Below are 18,839 nucleotides of genomic sequence, written 5' to 3' on the forward strand. Positions count from 1 at the left end.
TGTCTTAACGTTGAGGTATTCTCGGGGCCATGGAGACGGAGATGGAGACGGAGATGGACAAGGGCGGGGACAAGGGCAACGACCAGGACGTCGTGGCCGCGATCGTCGGCGAGTGGCGGCAGGAGCGCCCCGACCTCGCGGAGGCGCTGTGGCCCGTCGAGGTGCTGGCCCGGATCTCCCGGATGAACCGGATCATCGACAAGTACCTCAAGGCCTTCACCGCCGAACACGGCCTGGAGGTGGGCGAGTTCGACGTACTGGTCAGCCTGCGCCGGTCCGGCCCCCCGTACGCGATGACCGCCGGCGCGCTGATCCCGGCCGCCATGGTGACCTCGGGCGCGATCACCAACCGGATCGACCGGCTGGAGGCCAAGGGCCTGGTCGAGCGGGTCCGCGACGAGGCCGACCGCCGCTCGGTGCGCATCCGCCTGACCGAGGCGGGCGGCACCCTGGCCGACACGGTCATGGAGGAGCACCTGGGGCACTACGCGAGCCTGCTGGCCCCCCTGGACCGCGCGACCTGCGACGCGCTGGCCGGCCCCCTGCGCACCCTGCTGCTGGCGCACGGGGACACCCTCGCGGCCCCTACAGCCAGTTGAGCTCCCACAGCCGCCAGACGCCCGTGCCGTCGGAGAGGAACTGGGAGCCGGTGACGGCCTCGCGCGAGAGGACGTAGTCCTTCTTCTGCCAGATCGGCAGCATGGGCACCTGCTGGGCCACCACCCGCTGGAGCTCGCGGAAGTCCGCGGCGGCGTTCGCGCGCTCGCCGTGCGCCTGGGTGCGGGTGATCAGCTCGTCGACGTACTTGTCGGAGAAGCCGTTGTTCATGCTGGACTCCCGGCCGACCAGCGGCGCGAGGAAGTTGTCCGCGTCCGGGAAGTCGGCGATCCAGCCGATCGTGTAGGCGTCGAACCGCCCGGCCGCGTAGGCCTTCTGGAAGTCCTCCCAGGCCTCGACGGACGTGATCTTCACCTGGAAGAGGTTCGTCGACTCCAGCTGCCGCTTGATCTCCTCGGCCTCGGCGAGGTTCGCGCCGCGCGCGTTGACCCCGAGGGTGACGGGGACCGGCACTGTGATCCCGGCCTCGCGCAGGAGCTTGCGGGCGGCCGCGCCGTTGGGTGCGGGATAGGCGTCGAAGAAGGGCGTGCTGTGCGCCGGCACACCCGCCGGGACCAGGGAGTACAGCGGGGTGACGGTGCCCTTGTGGACGTCCCCGGCGATCTTGGAGCGGTCCAGGACGGCCGCCACCGCCTGGCGCACGGCCGGCTTCTCCACCGCGGACCCCGGGCGGACGTTGAAGACGAGGTTACGGGTCTCCGTGCCGCCGGTGGCCTGGTAGCGGGTGTCCTTCAGGCCCGGGTTGAGGCCCGCGAGCACCGCCGGGGGCATGTCCCGGTGCGCCACCTCGACCTCGTGGTCCCGCCAGGCCTTGTCGAGCTGTGCGGAGTCCTTGAAGTACCGGACGGTGACCAGCGCCCGGGCGGGGCCGCCCTGCCCCTTGTACGCCGGGTTGGGCCGCAGTTCGGCACTGGCGCCCCGGCGGTACGCGGCCAGGGTGTACGGGCCGGAGCCGTCCGCCTTGCCGTCCTCGCGCAGCGCCTTGGCCGGGTAGCGGTCCTTGTCGACGATCGAGGCGGCGCCCGTGGCGATCTTGAAGGGGAAGGTGGCGTCGCGGGAGGCCAGGTTGAAGGTGACCGTGCGGCCCTCGGCCTTGACCGACTGGAGGTTGGTGAAGAGCGGGGCCGGCCCCTGGTCGGAGTTGATCTGCCGGATCCGGTCGAAGGAGAACTTCACGTCCTCGGCGGTGACGGCGCGGCCGCCCGCGAAGGTCAGGTCGGGGCGCAGCTCGCACTGGTAGGTGGTCAGCTTCTGCCCGATGAACTTGCAGGAGGACGCGGCGTCCGGGACCGGGGTGGCGGAGCCGGGCTTGATGGTCAGCAGCGACTGGTAGATGTTGCCGAACAGGGCCCAGGAGCCGGCGTCGTAGGCGCCCGCCGGGTCGAGGGCGGAGACCACGTCGGTCGTGCCGACGCGGATGGCACCGCGGCCCTCCTCGTCGGAGGGCAGCAGCTGCCAGGCACCGACGCCGGCCGCGCCGAGGACCAGCCCGGCCGCGATCACCTTCGAGCGGACAGACCGCATCCCCGAACCCCGTCCCGTTCCCCAGTGACCGATATCCGAACACACTCTCCGGATATCGGTCACTGAATCACGGAACATCAGCCACGGGAAGGCCCGCGATGCCCGGTCGGACCAGGTCAGGCCTGGTATGAGGCGAGTTCTACGACGGTGATGTCGGACGGTGCCCCGACCCGCACCGGCGGCCCCCAGGCGCCCGCGCCCCGGGACACGTACAGCTGGGTGTCGCCGTAGCGCTCCAGACCGGCGACGGTCGGGTTCGCCAGCTCGGCCAGGTACTTGCCGGGCCACAGCTGGCCGCCGTGGGTGTGTCCGGAGAGCTGGAGGTCCACCCCGTGGCGGACGGCCTCGTCGATCACGATCGGCTGGTGGGCGAGGAGTACGGAGGCCCGGGCGCGGTCCCGGTCGCCGAGGGCCGCCTGGAAGTCGGGGCCCTTGCCCTCCTTCTCGCCCTGGACGTCGTTGACCCCGGCGAGGTCGAAGTGGGGCAGCTCGCGGCGGGCGTTCTCCAGCGGGGTGAGGCCGAGTTCGCGGACGTGGTCCACCCACTGCTGGGCGCCGGAGAAGTACTCGTGGTTGCCGGTGACGAAGAAGCTGCCGAGGCGGGAGCGGAGTTCGCGCAGCGGTTCGGCGGCCGGGCCGAGGTCGCGGACGTCGCCGTCCACGAGGTCGCCCACGATGGCGATGAGGTCGGGCTGGGTGCGGTTGACGGTGTCGACGATGCGGCGGGTGTGGGCGTGGCCCAGCACCGGGCCGAGGTGGACGTCGCTGACGACGGCGATCCGGAACCCGTGCGCGGCGCGGGGCAGCCGGGCGAGGGGCACCTGCACCCGCTTCACGCGGGGCCCGCGGAGCACACCGTAGGTCCCGTTCCCGACCACCCCTGCGGCGGCGACCGCCGCCGCCCCACCGAGCACCCGCGCCACGAACACCCGCCGCCCGACCCCTGCGGGGGCGCTCGGCGCGCCGACGGTGCCGGGTGCGGTGGCCGTCCCGGGTGCGGGGGCGTCGAGGCCGTCGGCCGTACCGGGTGCGACCGGTGCGGGGGCGTCGGTCGGCCGGGCGGCGGTGTCCGGGCCCTGCGGGGCCGTTCCCCTACCCGCCCCTTCCCGCAACTGGGGCTCCGCCCCAGCCCCCGCCCGGGGCTCCGCCCCGGATTCCCCGCCTGCGGCGGACGCGGCAGTAGCGGCCCGTGCAGGCTCCAGGGGCTCCGCCCCCGGCCCCCCACCCGGCTCCGCCGGGGACTGGGGCTGCGCCCCGGGGGCCATTTCAAGCCCCTCCGGCGATTGAGGAGCGGGGCCCGCGGCCACACCACCCGGCGCAGCCGGTCCCACCCCGGCCACCCCGCCCACGGGAACGGGACGACCGCCGGAACGCACCGGCTCCGCCGGGGACTGGGGCTGCGCCCCGGGAGCCGGTTCGAGCCCCTCCGGCGATGGAGGAGTCGGGGGCTGGGCGAGCCGGCGGAGCCACAGGTGGCGGATGGGTTCCGCCACGGCCAGCGCCATCGTGAGATACAGCAGCACCGCGAGCCACATGTACCCCGGCCACGCCACCAACCGCTCCAGCCAGAACGGCGCGCCCGCCCGCCCCGCCGTCAGCGCGGCCAGCGCCAGCAGCGGCAGGGCGAAGGCCAGGACGGTGCCCGCCCTCCGGGCCGGCCCGCCCGGACGGGTCGTGTCGCGGACCAGGCGGACCCACAGCCACCGGTGGACCAACGCAAGGAGCGCCAGTACCGCAACCACCGCCACAATCACCACAAACACGGTCATCGTGATTCACGTCGCAGAGCGAGGACGCTGCGCAACCCGATCACACCAACGGCGGTCCCCAAGAGGAAGGACGCCACCGCCAGGAGAAGGTGCACCCAGAAGTAGGCCGTGGGCTGACCGTCATCGAATGCCAGACCGCTGGCGTCATTGAAGAGGTTCTTGACGAACGTGGACCAGATCACCCAGGACCAAGCTCCGAACGCTGCGAGGAACCAGGACGCGGTACGGCTGAGTTTCATGCCCCCAGTATCGGATTCGTCCCCAGGACGGACGCGCAGGGGTGGGCCGTACCGGGGGTGGTTGGGCCCGGTTGGCCGGTCCCGGACGCCAGGCAGTCCATCGGGATGTACGTTCACCTGCGTGTCTGCCAAGAAGACCGCACTGACGGTCCTTTCCGCCGCACTCCTGGTCCCGGCGGCGCTCGTGGCGCCGGCGAGCACGCCCGCGCTCGCCGCGCCCACGCCGCCCCCCGCGGCCGACGGGAAGGGGCAGCCCCCGAAGGCGCCGAACGCCCCGGCGCCGCCGCCCTCGATGTCCACCGTCGGCGGCGCCCGCCTCGGTCAGCCGGGGACCCAGGTCAACCCGCTGCCCGGCGCCCCCGCCCTGCCCGCCAACCTCAGCGGCCGGTCCTGGATCGTCGCGGACGCCGAGACCGGCGAGGTGCTCGCCGCGCACAACGCCCACTGGCGGCTGCCCCCGGCCTCGACCATGAAGATGCTCTTCGCCGACACCGTGCTGCCCGGCCTCCCCAAGGACCAGGTGCACCACGTCACCGACCAGGACATGGACGGCGTCGGACCGGGCAGCAGCCTGGTGGGGGTCAAGGAGGACCACGACTACAGCGTCCACGACCTCTGGCTCGGCGTGTTCCTGCGCTCCGGGAACGACGCCGTGCACGTGCTCTCGGCCATGAACGGCGGCATCGACAAGACCGTCAAGGACATGCAGGCGCACGCCGAGGAGCTCCAGGCGCTGGACACCCACGTGGTGTCCCCGGACGGCTACGACGCGCCCGAGCAGGTGTCGAGCGCGTACGACCTCACCCTCGTCGCCCGCTCCGGACTCCAGAAGCAGGACTTCCGCGAGTACTGCGGGACGGCGGAGGCGAAGTTCCCCGGCAGGCAGGAGGCGGGCCGGCCCCGCGAGTACTTCGAGATCCAGAACACCAACCGGCTGATGACCGGAGCCGGCGGCATCACCCCGTACAAGGGCATCGCGGGGGTGAAGAACGGCAACACCACCATGGCCGGGTCCACCTTCACCGGCGCCGCCCAGCGCGGCGACAAGAAGCTGCTGGTGACCGTGATGAACCCGGACAACGGCGGGGCCAACTCGGTCTACGAGGAGACGGCCGAGCTCTTCGACTGGGGGTTCGCGGCGGCCGGGAAGGTCAAGCCGGTCGGCGAGCTGGTGCCCCCGAAGAGCGCGGACACCTCCCCGCACGGCTCCCCCGCCACCTCGCACGAGAAGGGGGACCACGCGGCGGGCGGCGAGTCCTCCGGCAGCAGCGGGCTCGGCACGGCCCTCGGCATCGCGGGCGGGGCGCTGGCCGTCCTGGCCGGCGGGGCCTTCGTGGTCAACCGCCGCTGGCCGCGCGGCCGCCGCGGCCCGGGGGGAGGCGGACCCGCCGCGGACTAGGTCGTCGCTTCGGAGGCCTCCGCGCCCTCCGCGGTCTCCTCGGCCCCCTCGTCGTCGCGGGTCGCCGTCCAGGCCGCGCAGAACAGGAGCAGCTTCGCCGTGAAGTTGATCCACAGCAGCAGGGCGATCGGCACGCCGAAGGCCCCGTACATGCTCTTGCCCGCGACCTCCCGCATGTAGCCGCTGAGCAGCAGCTTCAGCAGTTCGAAGCCCGCCGCGCCGATGAGTCCCGCCTGGATCAGGCGGCCGCGCGGCGGCTCGACCCCGGGCAGCAGGGTCAGCAGGTAGAGCAGCAGCAGGAAGGCCGCGAGGACGCCGACGCCGAAGGCCGCGGCGCGCAGCAGCGCCCCGCCCGCGCCCTCCCGCGGGATGCCCAGGAGCTCGGCGGACTTGCCGACCGCGCTGGCCCCGATGGTCGAGGCGGCGGCGGAGGCGAGGGCGGCGCCGCCGAGGCCGAGCAGGACCAGGGCGTCCTTGCCCTTGCGCAGGACGGGGTTGCCCTCGTCCTCATCGTCCTTGTCCCAGACGGCGCGCAGGCAGTCGCGCATCGAGCCGATCCAGCCGATTCCGGTGAAGAGGAGGAGGGCTCCGGCGACGAGTCCGACGGCGCCCGCGTTGGCGACGAGCCCTTCCAGGTCGAGCTGGTCGGAGATCCCGGGGACCTGTTCGGCGAGGGTCTTCTGGAGCTTGTCCAGCTGCTCCTGGCTGAGCAGCGCGGCGCCGACCGCGGCGGCGACGGTGATCAGCGGGAAGAGCGCGAGGAAGCTGATGAAGGTGATCGCGGCGGCGAGCCGGGACCAGTGCACGCGGTCGAGGCGCTCGTACGAACGCCAGGCGTGGGTCCGCATGGCGGCGGAGGCCGCCGGTCCGACCACCGGGAGTTTCTTCAGCCAGTCCATGGGGGCCACCGTAAATGAGGCGAGCGAAATAGCAGGGATTGCCGGTTTTGGGCGCTACGGTCGTCGATTGTGACTTTTCGCCCTACGGATCGTCCCCAGGCCAGCCCTTTCCACACCCTGCTGCTGCGGGGTCTCCGCTTCCGCGCGCACCGGGCCCTGCGGCCCCTGCGTCAGGGGCGCGGCACCGCCGCGCCGGCCGGCGGCGCGGGCTGTGCGGGAACGCCGGCGGCGCCGGTGCCGAAGGGGTACTCGCGCAGCTTGCGCCAGACCCCGTCCGAGCCCTGCTCGTAGAGCGCGAAGCCCTCGCACAGCCAGCCGGCGGCGTAGTCGGCGAGCTCGGCGTAGGCCCGGTCCATCGCCTCCTCGGAGATCCCGTGGGCGACCGTGACGTGCGGGTGGTACGGGAACGCCAGCTCGCGGGCGAGCGGCCCCTCGGGGTCGCGCACCTCGCCCTGGAGGCGGGTGCAGCCCGGGGTGCCCTCGGCGAGCCGGACGAAGACGACCGGGGAGAGGGGCCGGAAGGTCCCCGTGCCCTCCAGCCGCATCGGGAAGGCCGGGAAGGACCTGGCGACCGCCGCCAGGTGGGCGCGGACGGCGGGCAGCCGGTCCGTCTCCACCTCGGTGGGCGGTACGAGGGTGACGTGCGTGGGGATGCCGTGCGCGGCGGCGTCCCCGAAGCCGGCGCGCAGCTCCTGGAGCTGGCGGCCGTACGGCTCCGGGACCGCGATCGAAACGCCGAGCGTTACGGTCCCCACGTGTGTCTCCTTGGTGTGTGTACGAGGTGCTGCCGCCAGTGTGGCGGCAGCACCCCCTCTGCCGCCAGGGGCCCGAGGTCCGTCAGTGCTTGGCGGGCAGGAAACCGAGGTGGTCGTAGGCCTGCGCCAGGGTCTCGGCGGCGACCGCCCGGGCCTTCTCCGCGCCCTTGGCCAGCAAGGAGTCCAGGGTCTCCGGGTCGTCCAGGAACTCCTGGGTGCGCTGGCGGAAGGGTGTGACGAAATCGACCATCACGCCGGCGAGGTCGGTCTTGAGCGCTCCGTAGCCCTTGCCCTCGTACGAGGCCTCCAGGGCCGGGATCGACTCGCCCGTGAGGGTGGAGAGGATCGTGAGCAGGTTGCTGACGCCGGGCTTGTTCTCGGTGTCGAAGCGGATCACGGTGTCCGTGTCGGTGACCGCGCTCTTGATCTTCTTCTCGGTGACCTTGGGCTCGTCGAGGAGGTTGATCAGGCCCTTGGGGGAGGACGCGGACTTCGACATCTTGATCGCCGGGTCCTGGAGGTCGTAGATCTTCGCGACCTCCTTGACGATGTGCGCGGCGGGGAGGGTGAAGGTCTGGCCGAAGCGCTGGTTGAAGCGCTCGGCCAGGTCGCGGGTCAGCTCGATGTGCTGGCGCTGGTCCTCGCCGACCGGGACGGCGTTCGCCTGGTAGAGGAGGATGTCGGCGACCTGGAGGATCGGGTACGTGAACAGGCCGACGCTGGCGCTGTTGACCCCGCCCTTGGCGGACTTGTCCTTGAACTGGGTCATCCGGCTGGCCTCGCCGAAGCCGGTGAGGCAGTTCATGACCCAGCCGAGCTGCGCGTGCTCCGGGACGTGGCTCTGGATGAAGAGCGTGCACCGCTCGGGGTCCAGGCCGGCCGCGAGGAGCTGCGCGGCGGACAGCCGGGTGTTCGCGCGGAGCTCCTTCGGGTCCTGCGGCATGGTGATCGCGTGGAGGTCGACGACCATGTAGAAGGCGTCGTGCGTCTCCTGGAGGGCGACGTACTGGCGGATCGCTCCGAGGTAGTTCCCGAGGTGGAACGAGCCGGAGGTGGGCTGGATGCCGGAGAGCGCGCGAGGACGGTCAGAAGCCATGGCCCCATTCTTCCACCTGCGTGGGCCGCCTCGGCCCGGACCCCTCCGCCGGCGGGGCTGGATACAGCCTCGCCGGCGTTTGAGGCGCGGGGGTCCGGGCAGAGCCCGGGGAACGGTGGAAGGGCGGGTAGGGGACCCCGCTCCGCGCAGCGGCCCACCACCCGCACCCGACCCACCGGCCCAGTACGTCAGGCCAGCGGGAGCCCCGGGGCCGGGAAGGCCGCCATGAGGGACGAGACCTCGGCGCGGATGCCGGCGAGGGCCGGCTCGTCGGCCTTGGCGGCGGCGTCCACGGCGCGGGAGATCCACTCCGCGACCACCGGCATGTGCTCGGTGCCCAGACCGCGCGAGGTCAGCGACGGGGTGCCGATCCGGATGCCGGACGGGTCGAACGGCTTGCGCGGGTCGAACGGCACGGTGTTGTAGTTGACGACGATCCCGGCCCGGTCCAGCGCCTTCGCCGCGACCTTGCCCGGGACGTCCTTGCCGGTGAGGTCGATGAGGATCAGGTGGTTGTCCGTGCCGCCCGAGACCAGGTCGAAGCCCCGCTCCAGCAGGGCCGCGGCCAGCGCCTTCGCGTTGGCCACGACCGCGTGCGCGTACGAGACGAAGGACGGCTGGGCGGCCTCGTGCAGGGCCACCGCGATGCCCGCCGTCGTCTGGTTGTGGGGGCCGCCCTGGAGGCCGGGGAAGACCGCCTTGTCGATGGCCTTCGCGTGCTCCTCCCTGCACATCAGCATCGCGCCGCGCGGGCCGCGCAGGGTCTTGTGCGTGGTCGTGGAGATCACGTCCACGTGGCCCGCCGGGGAGGGGTGGGCGCCGCCCGCGATCAGGCCCGCGATGTGGGCCACGTCCGCGACCAGGATCGAGCCGGCCTCCTCGGCGATGGAGGCGAAGGCCGCGAAGTCGATGGTGCGGGGCAGGGCGGTACCGCCACAGAAGATGATCTTCGGGCGTTCGGCCAGGGCCAGCGCGCGGACCGCGTCGTAGTCGATGAGCCCGGTGTCGGGCTGGACGCCGTACTGGACGCCGCGGAACCAGGAGCCCGTGGCCGAGACCCCCCAGCCGTGCGTCAGGTGGCCGCCCATCGGCAGGGCCATGCCCATCACCGTGTCGCCGGGCTTGGCGAAGGCCAGGTAGACGGCCAGGTTGGCCGGGGAGCCGGAGTACGGCTGGACGTTGGCGTGGTCCACGCCGAAGAGGCCCTTGGCCCGCTCGATCGCGAGGGCCTCGACGCGGTCGATGTTCTGCTGGCCCTCGTAGTAGCGGCGGCCCGGGTAGCCCTCGCTGTACTTGTTCTGCAGGACGGTGCCGGACGCCTCCAGCACGGCCGCGGAGACGTAGTTCTCGCTGGGGATCAGCCGCAGGGTCTCGGCCTGGAGGGTCTCCTCGGCGGACACGAGCGCGGCGAGGTCGGGGTCGGTGGCGAACAGGGCGGGCTGGCGGTGCGCGGTCATCGCGGCTCCTCCGGGGTCGATGATCGGATCTCGTCCCCGCGAGGCCCAGGCGAGCGGCCCTGTGTGCGGTCGTGCGCGCACGACTCCCCCGGAGTTGGTTCTCCGTACGCCAGTCGCCGTGCGTACCGAACACCATAGCGGGCGCGGCACCGAGGAGGTTTCCGGTTCCACGATCCGAGCGACGATACAAAGGACGTCACCCACGTCACTCGCGCCACCAGCCAGCCGGACGATCGGAGACCCCGTGTCGAGAACTGCTGATGCCATCCGCTCCGCCGACGCACACAGCGCGCACAACTACCACCCCCTGCCGATCGTCGTCGCGTCGGCGGAGGGCGCGTGGATGACCGACGTGGAGGGCCGCCGGTACCTCGACATGCTCGCCGGGTACTCGGCGCTCAACTTCGGCCACGGCAACCGCAGGCTCATCGACGCCGCCCGCGCGCAGCTGGAGCGGGTCACCCTCACCTCCCGCGCCTTCCACCACGACCGCTTCGCCGACTTCTGTGCCGAACTGGCCGCGCTGTGCGGCAAGGAGATGGTGCTGCCCATGAACACGGGCGCGGAGGCGGTGGAGACGGCGGTCAAGACGGCCCGCAAGTGGGGGTACGAGGTCAAGGGCGTCCCCGACGGCCAGGCCAAGATCGTCGTCGCCGCGAACAACTTCCACGGCCGGACGACGACCATCGTGTCCTTCTCCACCGACCACGAGGCCCGCGACCACTACGGCCCCTACACGCCCGGCTTCGAGATCGTCCCGTACGGGGACCTGACCGCCCTCGACGCCGCCGTCACCGCGAACACCGTGGCCGTGCTGCTGGAGCCGATCCAGGGCGAGGCCGGGGTGCTGGTCCCGCCCGCCGGATACCTGGCGGGCGTACGGGAGCTGACGCGCCGGCGGAACGTGCTGTTCATGGCGGACGAGATCCAGTCGGGCCTGGGCCGCACCGGCCGGACCTTCGCGTGCGAGCACGAGGACGTCGTGCCCGACGTGTACGTCCTCGGCAAGGCGCTCGGCGGCGGGGTCGTGCCGGTGTCGGCCGTGGTCGCCGACCGGGACGTGCTCGGGGTGTTCCGGCCGGGCGAGCACGGGTCCACCTTCGGCGGGAACCCGCTCGCCTGCGCCGTCGCCCTGGAGGTGATCGCGATGCTGCGCACCGGCGAGTACCAGCAGCGCGCCGCGGAACTCGGCGACCACCTGCACCGGGAGCTGAACCTGCTGGCCGGCTCCGGCGCGGTGACCGCCGTGCGCGGCCGCGGACTGTGGGCGGGCGTGGACATCGCCCCGGCGCTCGGGACGGGCCGCGAGGTCTCCGAGAAGCTGATGGAGCTCGGCGTCCTGGTGAAGGACACCCACGGGTCGACGATCCGGATCGCGCCGCCGCTGGTGATCTCCAAGGAGGACCTGGACTGGGGGCTGGACCGGCTGCGGTCGGTACTCTCCGCCTGACGGCGGCCGGTCGCCCGCCGCTGCGGTGGACAGGGCGGGCGGCCCGCCGGACGATGGGAGGACCCGTACGGGTGCGCGTCCCCGGCCTGCGCCGGGCCGACCCTCCGATGGGAGCACCCCCATGCACCGACGCAACCGACACACCCTGCTGTGCGCCGCCCTGGCGTCCTCCGTCGCCCTCGGCACCGCCGCCGCCCTCGCGGTGCCGGCGTCCGCCGCGCCGGCCGCGGTCCCCGCCGCCAGCTGCACGGTCACCCCCGACCCGTCGGGGAAGTTCGTCGTCATCACCGGCGAGGGGTTCACCGCCCCGCGCAACCTCAACGACGGCGAGAGCACCGAGCGGCTGAACATCGACGCGAACGGGAACTTCCGGCTCCAGCGGTTCCAGAAGAACGTCGACTACACCGTCCTCGCGGTCAACGAGGACCAGAACTTCGTCTTCGTGAACTGCAAGGTGGCAGCGGCCAAGCCCCCTTCGTCCACCACCCCCCAGGGAACCCAGCAGGACTACCGCAGGGGCTACCTGAGCGGCGTCGTCGCCGGGCGGCAGGCCGGCCAGGAAGGCTGCAAGGCGCAGCCCGTGGCCGACAAGAGCCAGACCACCCGTTCCGAGAACTACTGGAAGGGCTGGACGGCGGGCGCCACCCAGTCCTACGCCCGGATCTGCGGGAGCTCCTCTACAGGATGACGTGCGGCAGGAAGCGGGCGTACTCGTCCGTGACCGGCCCCGCCGATTCCCGGATGCCGAGCCCCGCCGCCTCCTCCTCGACGACCCACGCGCCGAGCACGACGCGGTTGCCGTCGAAGTCGGGCAGCGGGGCCAGCGCCTGGAACACGTACGTCTCCCCCTCGGCCGGGACGAACGGCTCGCCGTCCGCGCCCGCCCCGTGCAGCGTGACCCCGGCGCCCTCGCGGCCCAGCAGCGGCTTGGCGACGTACCCGCAGGTGTCGGCCAGTTCGCGGGGGCCGTCCAGGTAGGCGGGCAGCAGGTTCGGGTGTTCGGGGAAAAGCTCCCACAGGATCGCCAGCAGCGCCTTGTTGGCGAGCAGCATCTTCCACAGCGGCTCGATCCAGGCAGTGGTGCCCGAGCCGCCGCCGTGGTCGTAGGTGTCGAGCACCTGCGGGCCGAAGTCGTCGCCGGCCAGCCACTCCCACGGGTAGAGCTTGAAGCAGCTGCGGATGAAGCGGAGCTTCTCGTCCACGAACCGGCCCGACAGGCTGTCCCAGCCGATCATCTCCACCGACAGCGCGTGCGTCTCCAGCCCGGCCTGCTCGGCGGTCTCCTGGAGGTAGGCGACCGTCATCAGGTCCTCGCCGAGTTCGTCGGTCTCGGAGTGCGCGAAGTGCACCGGGCCCGGCGGCAGCAGCTCGGCCTGGCGCCGCCAGGCCTCGACGAGCCGCTCGTGGAGGGAGTTCCACTGGTCGGCGCCGGGGAAGCGCTCCTCCATCCAGAACCACTGCGGGCTGGCCGCCTCGACCAGGGAGGTCGGGGTGTCGGCGTTGTACTCCAGCAGCTTGGCGGGCTCGCCGGCGCCGTCGTAGCGCAGGTCGAAGCGGCCGTAGAGGGAGGGCTGCTCGGCGCGCCGCCGCCAGGACTCGGTGATCTTGGCGGCCAGTTCCGGATCGGTGATGCCGAGGTCCGCGAAGCGGTCGGTGTCGACGATGTGCGCGGCAGCGGCCAGGCACATGGCGTGCAGGTCCTCGACCACGTCCTCCAGCGCCTCGACCTCCGGGAGCGAGAAGGAGTAGTAGGCGCTCTCGTCCCAGTAGGGGCGCAGGGAGTCGTCGGGGTAGCGGGTGAGGGGGTAGATCAGCCCCTGCTCCTCGACGGTCTTCTGCCAGTCCGGGCGCGGTTCGATGGTGTGCCGCTGCATGTGCGCTCAGCCGCCGGAGGAGCCGGAGCTGCTGTGGCCGCCGATGCCGCCGCGGGTGACGGCGGACTTGTCGAAGCTGCCGCCGGTCACCTTGCCGTTGCTGACCTTGCCGCCGTAGTAGTACGCGCCGCGGCCGCCGCTCTTGCACTCCTTCATGTTCAGGTGGTCCAGCGACGAGCGGGAGGCGCAGCGCTTGTCGGGCTCGTCGCTGCTCCCGCACGCGACGAGGGTGGCGGCGAGCAGGCCCATGCCGCCGAGGGCGACCGCGCCGGAGCGCATGCGTCGTCTGGTCGTGTTGCCGGTATCCATGGCCTGCACCCTAGAGCGGTGGTGCGGGGGGATGGAATCCGGCCGTCGTCACACCCTTGTCACGACGGGTGACTTACAGTCGCTTCGTGTTGATTGGGATGGTTTGCGCGCTGGGTGCGGCGGTCTGTTTCGGTACCGCGTCGGTGCTCCAGGCCATGGCGGCCCGGGCGGCGGCCCGGCCGGGCGGCGGTTCCGGGGTGGACCCGGGGCTGTTCCTGCGGGCGGTGCGGCAGTGGCGGTACCTGGCGGGGCTCGGGCTGGACGCGGTCGGGTTCGTGCTCCAGATCATCGCCCTGCGGCACCTCCCGATCTACGCGGTGGGGGCCGCGCTGGCCGCGAGCCTGGCGGTGACGGCGGTGGTCGCGGCCCGGCTGCTGCGGACGCCGCTGTCGCGGCTGGAGTGGGCCGCGGTGGGGGTGGTGTGCGCGGGGCTGCTGATGCTCGGGCTGGCCTCCGGGGAGGAGGGCTCGGGAACCGGGACGCCCGCGCTGGGCTGGGGCCTGCTGGGCGTGGCCGGGCTCGTCCTGGTGGTCGGCGCGGCGGCGGGGCACCTGCCGGACCGCTCGCGGGCGCTGGTGCTCGGCCTGGCGGCGGGGACGGGCTTCGGGGTGGTGGAGGTGGCCGTCCGCCTCATCGACTCCGTCTCGCTGGAGGAACTCCGCAACCCGGCGCTGTACGCGCTGCTGCTGGGCGGGGCGGCGGCGTTCCTGCTGCTCACCTCCGCCCTGCAGCGCGGCTCGGTGACCGCGGCGACGGCGGGCATGATCCTGGGCGAGACGATCGGCCCGGCGCTGGTGGGCGTGGCCTGGCTCGGCGACCGCACCCGCGAGGGCCTGACCTGGCTGGCCGTGGCCGGCTTCGCCGTGGCGGTGGCGGGCTCCCTGGCCCTGTCCCGCTTCGGGGAACCGGAGGCCTAGCCGGCCCTGACCCCGTCCAGGAACGCCGCGAATGCCGCCGCGCCGAATTCCAGCACCGGGCCGCCGGGGGTCTTCGAGTCCCGGACCGGGACGATGCCGGGCAGGTTGGTGGCGACCTCGACGCAGTCACCACCGTTGGCGCTGTAGGAGGACTTGCGCCAGCGGGGTACGTCGGGGGAGGTCGTCATGCGGCCTTGATACCCGCCACGAACACGGCGAATGCCTCCGCACGGAAGTTCAGCACCGGCCCGCCGAAGGTCTTCGAGTCCCGGACCGGGACGATGCCGGGCAGGTTGACGGCTACCTCGACGCAGTTGCCGCCGTTGTTGCTGTAGGAGGACTTGAACCAACGGGGGAAATCGGACCTGGTCGTCACGGGGTGCCCTTTCGTACCTCATTGATCATGGCCACTGATGCCGCCTGGGACAGGGCTTCGGCCTGAAGCTGATGGTAGGCCGTCAGCATGGGCAGCACCGAGACGGTTTCGCGGTCCAAGTGGCCCTGCGACTGGGACTCGGCGTAGGCGGCGACCGACCGGTCGGCGAGGGTCAGCAGATTGACCGGGAGGTCGAACGGCCGCCGCTCCCCAATCTCGTACGGCGCGACCTGGAGCATCGTGTGCGGCCGAGCAGCGAACTCGACCAGGCGCTCCAGTTGGGCACCCATCACCTCCGGGCCGCCGACGGGCCGCCGGATGCAGCTCTCGTCCATCACCACGAACACCATGGGCGGTCGCACGCGCTCCAGCGCCTCCTGCCGCTCAGCGAGGAACGCGACCCGCTCGGCCGCGAACTCTGGCGTGATGGCCCCTCGTTGCACGGCACTGTCCGCCAAGACCCGCGCGTACTCGGGCGTCTGCAACAGTCCGGGGATGATCCCGATCTCGAAGAGACGGAGCTCCACCGCCCGGCCTTCATAGCCGACGTACTCCGGAAAGCCCTCCAGCAGCGCGCCGTGACGGATCTCAAGCGACAGGCGCTCGAACGTGTCTCCGACACCGAGAGCCGCGTCCACACCTCGCGAAAACCGCAAGGTCGGAACTTTGCGACCGGTTTCCACGGCCGAGATGTGGGTGCTCGAATACCCCATCCGCTCGCCCAGTTCCTCCTGCCTCCAGCCGCGCGCCACCCGCATACCGCGCAGACGTGCGCCGTACGCGGCTTGCGGCGAGCTGTCCGGGTTCAACTCCTTGATGTTCACAGGGCTCCCACCGACCTTTCGTCCTCCCCTGACACGTTGAACGCTTCCCGGCAACGGACCACTCTGAACCCGCCTGGTAGTGATACGGCTACGGAGAGGAGTCCCGGCATGCCCGACGCCGGATACGAATGGCGCCAGCGGTTCAGCAGCACCCGACGAGGCGTACGCCTCGCCCGGCATCTGGCGGTGCTCGAACTGTGCCGGTGGGACTTCCCGCTCGGCGGGGACGAGTCCGACCGGGTCGCGCAGGTCGTCGCGGAGCTGGCGACCAACGCCGTGGTCCACGGCTCCGTGCCGGGGCGGGACTTCGAGCTCGGGCTCCGACATCTGGACGGGGTCCTGCGGGTGGAGGTGTCCGACGCGCACTCCGGGAAGCAGCCCGACCTGCGCCCCGCCGGAGACGGCCACGGCTACGGGCTGCGGATCGTCGAGGAGCTCTCCGACGCCTGGGGCGTCACCGGCCGGGTGATCGGCAAGACCGTATGGGCCGAGGTGGCCCGACGGGGGCGGACCGCTACGGGAGTACGGCCGTGAGCGCCGCCAGGGTCGGGGTCCAGGCGCTGGACGGCGGGGTGCCGTAGCCGACGACCAGGGCCTCCCTCGGCGGCATCGCCGAGTCCGGGTGGCGGAAGCGGGCGAGGCCCTCCAGGGCGAGGTCCTGCCAGGCGGCGGCCTGGACGATGGACCGCTCCGTGCCCGGCGGGAGGTCCAGCACCGCGTGGAGTCCCGCCGCGATGCCGGACACCGGGACGCGTCCCGCCACCGCGGCGAGGAGGTCGTCCCGGCGGCGCCGGTACCGCAGGCGCATGCCGCGTACGTGGCGGTCGTACGCCCCGGAGGCGATGAACTCCGCCAGGGTCAGCTGGTCCAGCGCGCTGGACGTCCAGTCGGTGTCGCCCTTCGCCGCCAGCACCTCCCCCAGCAGGTCCGGCGGGAGCACCATCCAGCCCATCCGCAGCCCGGGGGCCAGGGACTTGCTGGCGGTGCCCAGGTACACCACCCGGTCCGGGTCCAGGCCCTGGAGCGCGCCGACGGGCTGGCGGTCGTAGCGGAACTCCCCGTCGTAGTCGTCCTCCAGGATCACCCCGCCCGTGGTCCGCGCCCAGTCCACGGCCGCCGCCCGCCGCTCGGGGGTGAGGGCCGCGCCCGTCGGGAACTGGTGCGCCGGGGTCAGCAGCACGGCGCCGGTGCGGGGGCCGAGCCCGGCCAGGTCCGTGGTGCGGGCCCCGGCCCCGTCCACCCAGAGCGGGCGGGTCACCAGACCGGCGCCGGACAGCAGGTCCCGGTGGATGTCGAGGCTGTACCCCTCCACCGCCACCTCCCGCACCCGGCGCCCCCGCAGCACCCCGCCGAGGAGCCGGAGCGCGTGCGCGAAGCCGGCGCACAGCACGATCCGGTCCGGGTCCGCGTACACCCCGCGGGCCCGCGCCAGGTACCCGGCGAGGGCCTCCCGCAGCTCCGCCCGGCCGCGCACGTCCACCGCGTACCCGAAGGCCTCGTTCGGGGCGTCGGCCAGGGCCCGCCGGGCCGCCGCCAGCCAGGGCCCGCGCGGGAAGCCGCCCAGGTCCGGGGAGCCGGGGACCAGGCTGTACGCGGGCCCGCGCCGCGCGGGGCGGCGCACCTGCGGGGCGCCGGCGGCCCGGCGGACCCTGGCCCGCTCCGCGACCCGGGTGCCCGAGCCCCGGCGGGCCGTCAGCCAGCCCTCGGCGACGAGTTCCGCGTACGCCTCCGCGACGGTGTTGCGGGCGATCCCCAGGTCGGCGGCGAAGGAGCGGGAGGACGGCAGCCGGGTGCCGGGCGCGAGCCGCCCGCTGCGCGCGGCCTCCCGCAGCGCCTCCGTCAGGGCGGCCCGCAGGCCCCGGCCGCCCGCCGCCGCGGCGAGGTCCACGTGCAGGTCGGCTCCGAAAGTGGCCCACGTTCCCGTCATGGGAATGGACCATATCGGCGGGCCGCTCGGCCCCTACGTTGGACACATGAGCAACCAGACCAGCACCCACGCCCACACCGCCGGGCTCGCCCCCGAGCACGCCCCCCGGATGCAGTACGCGAAGGTCGCCCCCGAGGTCTACAAGGCCGTGATCGGCCTGGAGATCGCGGCGAAGAAGGGCCTCGACCCGAGCCTCGTCGAGCTCGTCAAGCTCCGCGCCTCCCAGCTCAACCACTGCGCCTTCTGCATGGACATGCACAGCAAGGACGCGCTCGCCGCCGGCGAGAGCGTGGAGCGCATCCTGCTGCTCGGCGCCTGGGAGGAGTCGCGGCACTTCTACACCGAGAAGGAGCTGGCCGCGATCGAGCTGACCGAGGCCGTCACCGTGCTGACGGACGGGTTCGTGCCGGACGAGGTGTACGCGCGGGCCGCGAAGCACTTCGAGGAGGCCGAGCTGGCCCAGCTGATCGCCGTCATCGCGACGATCAACGTCTGGAACCGGATCGGCGTCACCACCCGCATGACCCCCGGGCACTACACCCCGCCGGCGGCCAAGAAGGCCTGATCAGTCCGGGCGGAAGGAGTCCAGGGCCGCCGTCAGGTTCGCGCGGGTGGTCGTGGCGTCGGCGGCCGGTCCGGCCGCCAGCAGCGCCCACCGGCCGCCGCCCGGGGTGGTGACGATCCGCTCGATGCCCCGGCGGCGGCCGTTGGAATCCACGCTGTCGTACTCGTAGACCAGCTCGCAGCCGCTCCCGCCGGCCGGGTCGATGGAGACCTCCCGGTAGCCCGGGTTCGCCCTCAGCTGGTCCGAGGAGACCTGGAGCAGGGTGCACGAGCCCATGGAGCTGCTCTCGGTGATCCGGAAGATCTGGAGCAGGGCGCTGCGGTCCCCGGGCTTCCGGTAGAAGGAGCCGCTGCCCGTCTCGTTGGTGCTGGGCTCCCAGCCGGTGGGGACGGCCACCGAGAAGCCGCTCTCGTTGCGCACCAGCGTGTAGCCGGTGCCCGCCGACGGGCTGGGGCTCGGTGACGGGCTCGTGGGCGCGGGTGACGAGGGACCGGGCCCGGGGGTCGAGGGCCCTCCCGACGCGGAGGCCGGCGGCGGGGCCGCCCCCTTCTTGTCCCCGTCGGTGCCGAGCAGCATCCACGACGCCACCGCGGCGCCGCCCACGACCGCCGCCGCCACCCCGACCAGCACCGGGGTGCGCCACTGGCCGCCGCCGCCCGGCGGGGGCGGCGGCGGGGGCGTCGGCCCGGGCGCCATCGGGGGCCACGGCTCGTCGTAGCCGCGGCCGGGCTGCGGGTGCGCCGGCGGCATCGGGGGCAGGCCGGCGTCCGCGGACGGCGGCGGACCCCACACCCAGCGCTGCGACTGCGGGTCCCAGCGGGCGCCGTCGGACGAGGACACC

General features: G+C 72.9%; 21 protein-coding genes and 1 riboswitch. Of the genes, 7 read left to right on the forward strand and 14 right to left on the reverse strand.

What is annotated here, in order from left to right:
* Positions 1-29: 29 nt before the first annotated feature.
* Complete coding sequence (locus ACIPW5_RS20750) at positions 30-599, forward strand: MarR family winged helix-turn-helix transcriptional regulator (protein WP_401246779.1); 570 nt, start codon at positions 30-32, stop codon at positions 597-599.
* Here ACIPW5_RS20750 and ACIPW5_RS20755 read toward each other — a convergent pair.
* The 3 genes from ACIPW5_RS20755 to ACIPW5_RS20765 form a co-directional block, all read right to left on the reverse strand.
* Positions 586-2,142: an ABC transporter substrate-binding protein gene (locus ACIPW5_RS20755; RefSeq protein ID WP_401246782.1), complete on the reverse strand. Its 1,557-nt coding sequence runs from the start codon at positions 2,140-2,142 to the stop codon at positions 586-588. The two genes, ACIPW5_RS20750 and ACIPW5_RS20755, sit on opposite strands and share 14 nt — an antisense overlap.
* Positions 2,143-2,258: 116 nt before the next feature.
* On the reverse strand, positions 2,259-3,911 hold the full coding sequence (locus ACIPW5_RS20760; protein ID WP_401246785.1) for a metallophosphoesterase: 1,653 nt from the start codon (positions 3,909-3,911) through the stop codon (positions 2,259-2,261).
* Positions 3,908-4,150 (reverse strand): SCO4848 family membrane protein, encoded by a 243-nt coding sequence (locus tag ACIPW5_RS20765; RefSeq protein WP_401246787.1) that lies wholly within the window; start codon positions 4,148-4,150, stop codon positions 3,908-3,910. Before ACIPW5_RS20765 ends, ACIPW5_RS20760 begins: the two co-directional genes overlap by 4 nt.
* Positions 4,151-4,271: 121 nt before the next feature.
* On the opposite strand from ACIPW5_RS20765, the gene ACIPW5_RS20770 reads away from it, so the two are divergent.
* Positions 4,272-5,549 (forward strand): D-alanyl-D-alanine carboxypeptidase family protein, encoded by a 1,278-nt coding sequence (locus ACIPW5_RS20770; RefSeq protein ID WP_401246790.1) that lies wholly within the window; start codon positions 4,272-4,274, stop codon positions 5,547-5,549.
* On the opposite strand, the gene ACIPW5_RS20775 is transcribed toward ACIPW5_RS20770, so the two are convergent.
* The 4 genes from ACIPW5_RS20775 to glyA form a co-directional block, all read right to left on the reverse strand.
* Positions 5,546-6,448, reverse strand: a complete 903-nt coding sequence (locus ACIPW5_RS20775) for a YhjD/YihY/BrkB family envelope integrity protein (RefSeq protein WP_401246792.1) — start codon at positions 6,446-6,448, stop codon at positions 5,546-5,548. The genes ACIPW5_RS20770 and ACIPW5_RS20775 overlap by 4 nt on opposite strands.
* A gap of 170 nt (positions 6,449-6,618) precedes the next feature.
* Positions 6,619-7,203: a 2'-5' RNA ligase family protein gene (locus ACIPW5_RS20780; protein WP_401246794.1), complete on the reverse strand. Its 585-nt coding sequence runs from the start codon at positions 7,201-7,203 to the stop codon at positions 6,619-6,621.
* A gap of 82 nt (positions 7,204-7,285) precedes the next feature.
* Positions 7,286-8,299, reverse strand: coding sequence for a tryptophan--tRNA ligase (gene trpS, locus ACIPW5_RS20785; protein ID WP_401246797.1), 1,014 nt, complete (start codon positions 8,297-8,299; stop codon positions 7,286-7,288).
* A 188-nt stretch (positions 8,300-8,487) separates the two neighbouring features.
* Complete coding sequence (gene glyA / locus ACIPW5_RS20790) at positions 8,488-9,756, reverse strand: serine hydroxymethyltransferase (RefSeq protein WP_401246800.1); 1,269 nt, start codon at positions 9,754-9,756, stop codon at positions 8,488-8,490.
* Between the two features lie 36 nt (positions 9,757-9,792).
* A riboswitch (ZMP/ZTP riboswitch) is annotated at positions 9,793-9,883 on the reverse strand.
* Positions 9,884-10,000: 117 nt separating this feature from the next.
* On the opposite strand from glyA, the gene rocD reads away from it, so the two are divergent.
* Both rocD and ACIPW5_RS20800 read left to right on the forward strand, forming a co-directional pair.
* Positions 10,001-11,206 (forward strand): ornithine--oxo-acid transaminase, encoded by a 1,206-nt coding sequence (gene rocD, locus ACIPW5_RS20795; protein ID WP_401246803.1) that lies wholly within the window; start codon positions 10,001-10,003, stop codon positions 11,204-11,206.
* Positions 11,207-11,327: 121 nt separating this feature from the next.
* Positions 11,328-11,894, forward strand: a complete 567-nt coding sequence (locus ACIPW5_RS20800) for a hypothetical protein (RefSeq protein ID WP_401246806.1) — start codon at positions 11,328-11,330, stop codon at positions 11,892-11,894.
* Here ACIPW5_RS20800 and ACIPW5_RS20805 read toward each other — a convergent pair.
* Both ACIPW5_RS20805 and ACIPW5_RS20810 read right to left on the reverse strand, forming a co-directional pair.
* Entirely contained in the window at positions 11,884-13,080 is a 1,197-nt protein-coding gene (locus ACIPW5_RS20805) for a glutathionylspermidine synthase family protein (protein WP_401246809.1), read from the reverse strand. The two genes, ACIPW5_RS20800 and ACIPW5_RS20805, sit on opposite strands and share 11 nt — an antisense overlap.
* A gap of 6 nt (positions 13,081-13,086) precedes the next feature.
* The gene (locus ACIPW5_RS20810; RefSeq protein ID WP_401246812.1) at positions 13,087-13,389 is read right to left on the reverse strand and encodes a hypothetical protein; all 303 of its coding nucleotides are present in this window, start codon (positions 13,387-13,389) and stop codon (positions 13,087-13,089) included.
* A gap of 98 nt (positions 13,390-13,487) precedes the next feature.
* On the opposite strand from ACIPW5_RS20810, the gene ACIPW5_RS20815 reads away from it, so the two are divergent.
* Entirely contained in the window at positions 13,488-14,306 is an 819-nt protein-coding gene (locus ACIPW5_RS20815; RefSeq protein ID WP_401247214.1) for a hypothetical protein, read from the forward strand.
* Here ACIPW5_RS20815 and ACIPW5_RS20820 read toward each other — a convergent pair.
* Genes ACIPW5_RS20820 through ACIPW5_RS20830 form a run of 3 tightly spaced genes read right to left on the reverse strand, consistent with a single transcriptional unit; the run spans position 14,303 to position 15,506 of the window.
* Positions 14,303-14,494: a DUF397 domain-containing protein gene (locus ACIPW5_RS20820; RefSeq protein ID WP_401246815.1), complete on the reverse strand. Its 192-nt coding sequence runs from the start codon at positions 14,492-14,494 to the stop codon at positions 14,303-14,305. The genes ACIPW5_RS20815 and ACIPW5_RS20820 overlap by 4 nt on opposite strands.
* Positions 14,491-14,682, reverse strand: a complete 192-nt coding sequence (locus ACIPW5_RS20825; protein WP_401246818.1) for a DUF397 domain-containing protein — start codon at positions 14,680-14,682, stop codon at positions 14,491-14,493. Before ACIPW5_RS20825 ends, ACIPW5_RS20820 begins: the two co-directional genes overlap by 4 nt.
* Positions 14,679-15,506, reverse strand: a complete 828-nt coding sequence (locus ACIPW5_RS20830; RefSeq protein ID WP_401246820.1) for a helix-turn-helix domain-containing protein — start codon at positions 15,504-15,506, stop codon at positions 14,679-14,681. The genes ACIPW5_RS20825 and ACIPW5_RS20830 overlap by 4 nt, the downstream gene beginning before the upstream one ends.
* Before the next feature lie 108 nt (positions 15,507-15,614).
* On the opposite strand from ACIPW5_RS20830, the gene ACIPW5_RS20835 reads away from it, so the two are divergent.
* Positions 15,615-16,040 (forward strand): ATP-binding protein, encoded by a 426-nt coding sequence (locus ACIPW5_RS20835; RefSeq protein WP_401246823.1) that lies wholly within the window; start codon positions 15,615-15,617, stop codon positions 16,038-16,040.
* Here ACIPW5_RS20835 and ACIPW5_RS20840 read toward each other — a convergent pair.
* Entirely contained in the window at positions 16,021-17,433 is a 1,413-nt protein-coding gene (locus ACIPW5_RS20840) for a PLP-dependent aminotransferase family protein (RefSeq protein WP_401246826.1), read from the reverse strand. The two genes, ACIPW5_RS20835 and ACIPW5_RS20840, sit on opposite strands and share 20 nt — an antisense overlap.
* 46 nt (positions 17,434-17,479) lie before the next feature.
* Between ACIPW5_RS20840 and ACIPW5_RS20845 the strand changes: the two genes are divergently transcribed.
* A complete protein-coding gene (locus ACIPW5_RS20845; RefSeq protein WP_401246829.1) occupies positions 17,480-17,998 on the forward strand; it encodes a carboxymuconolactone decarboxylase family protein in 519 nt (172 codons plus the stop codon).
* Here ACIPW5_RS20845 and ACIPW5_RS20850 read toward each other — a convergent pair whose 3' ends face one another.
* Entirely contained in the window at positions 17,999-18,838 is an 840-nt protein-coding gene (locus ACIPW5_RS20850) for a hypothetical protein (RefSeq protein WP_401246832.1), read from the reverse strand.
* Position 18,839 lies beyond the last annotated feature (1 nt).

The organism is Streptomyces sp. NPDC090077 (genome assembly GCF_044747545.1).
Lineage (GTDB): Bacteria > Actinomycetota > Actinomycetes > Streptomycetales > Streptomycetaceae > Streptomyces.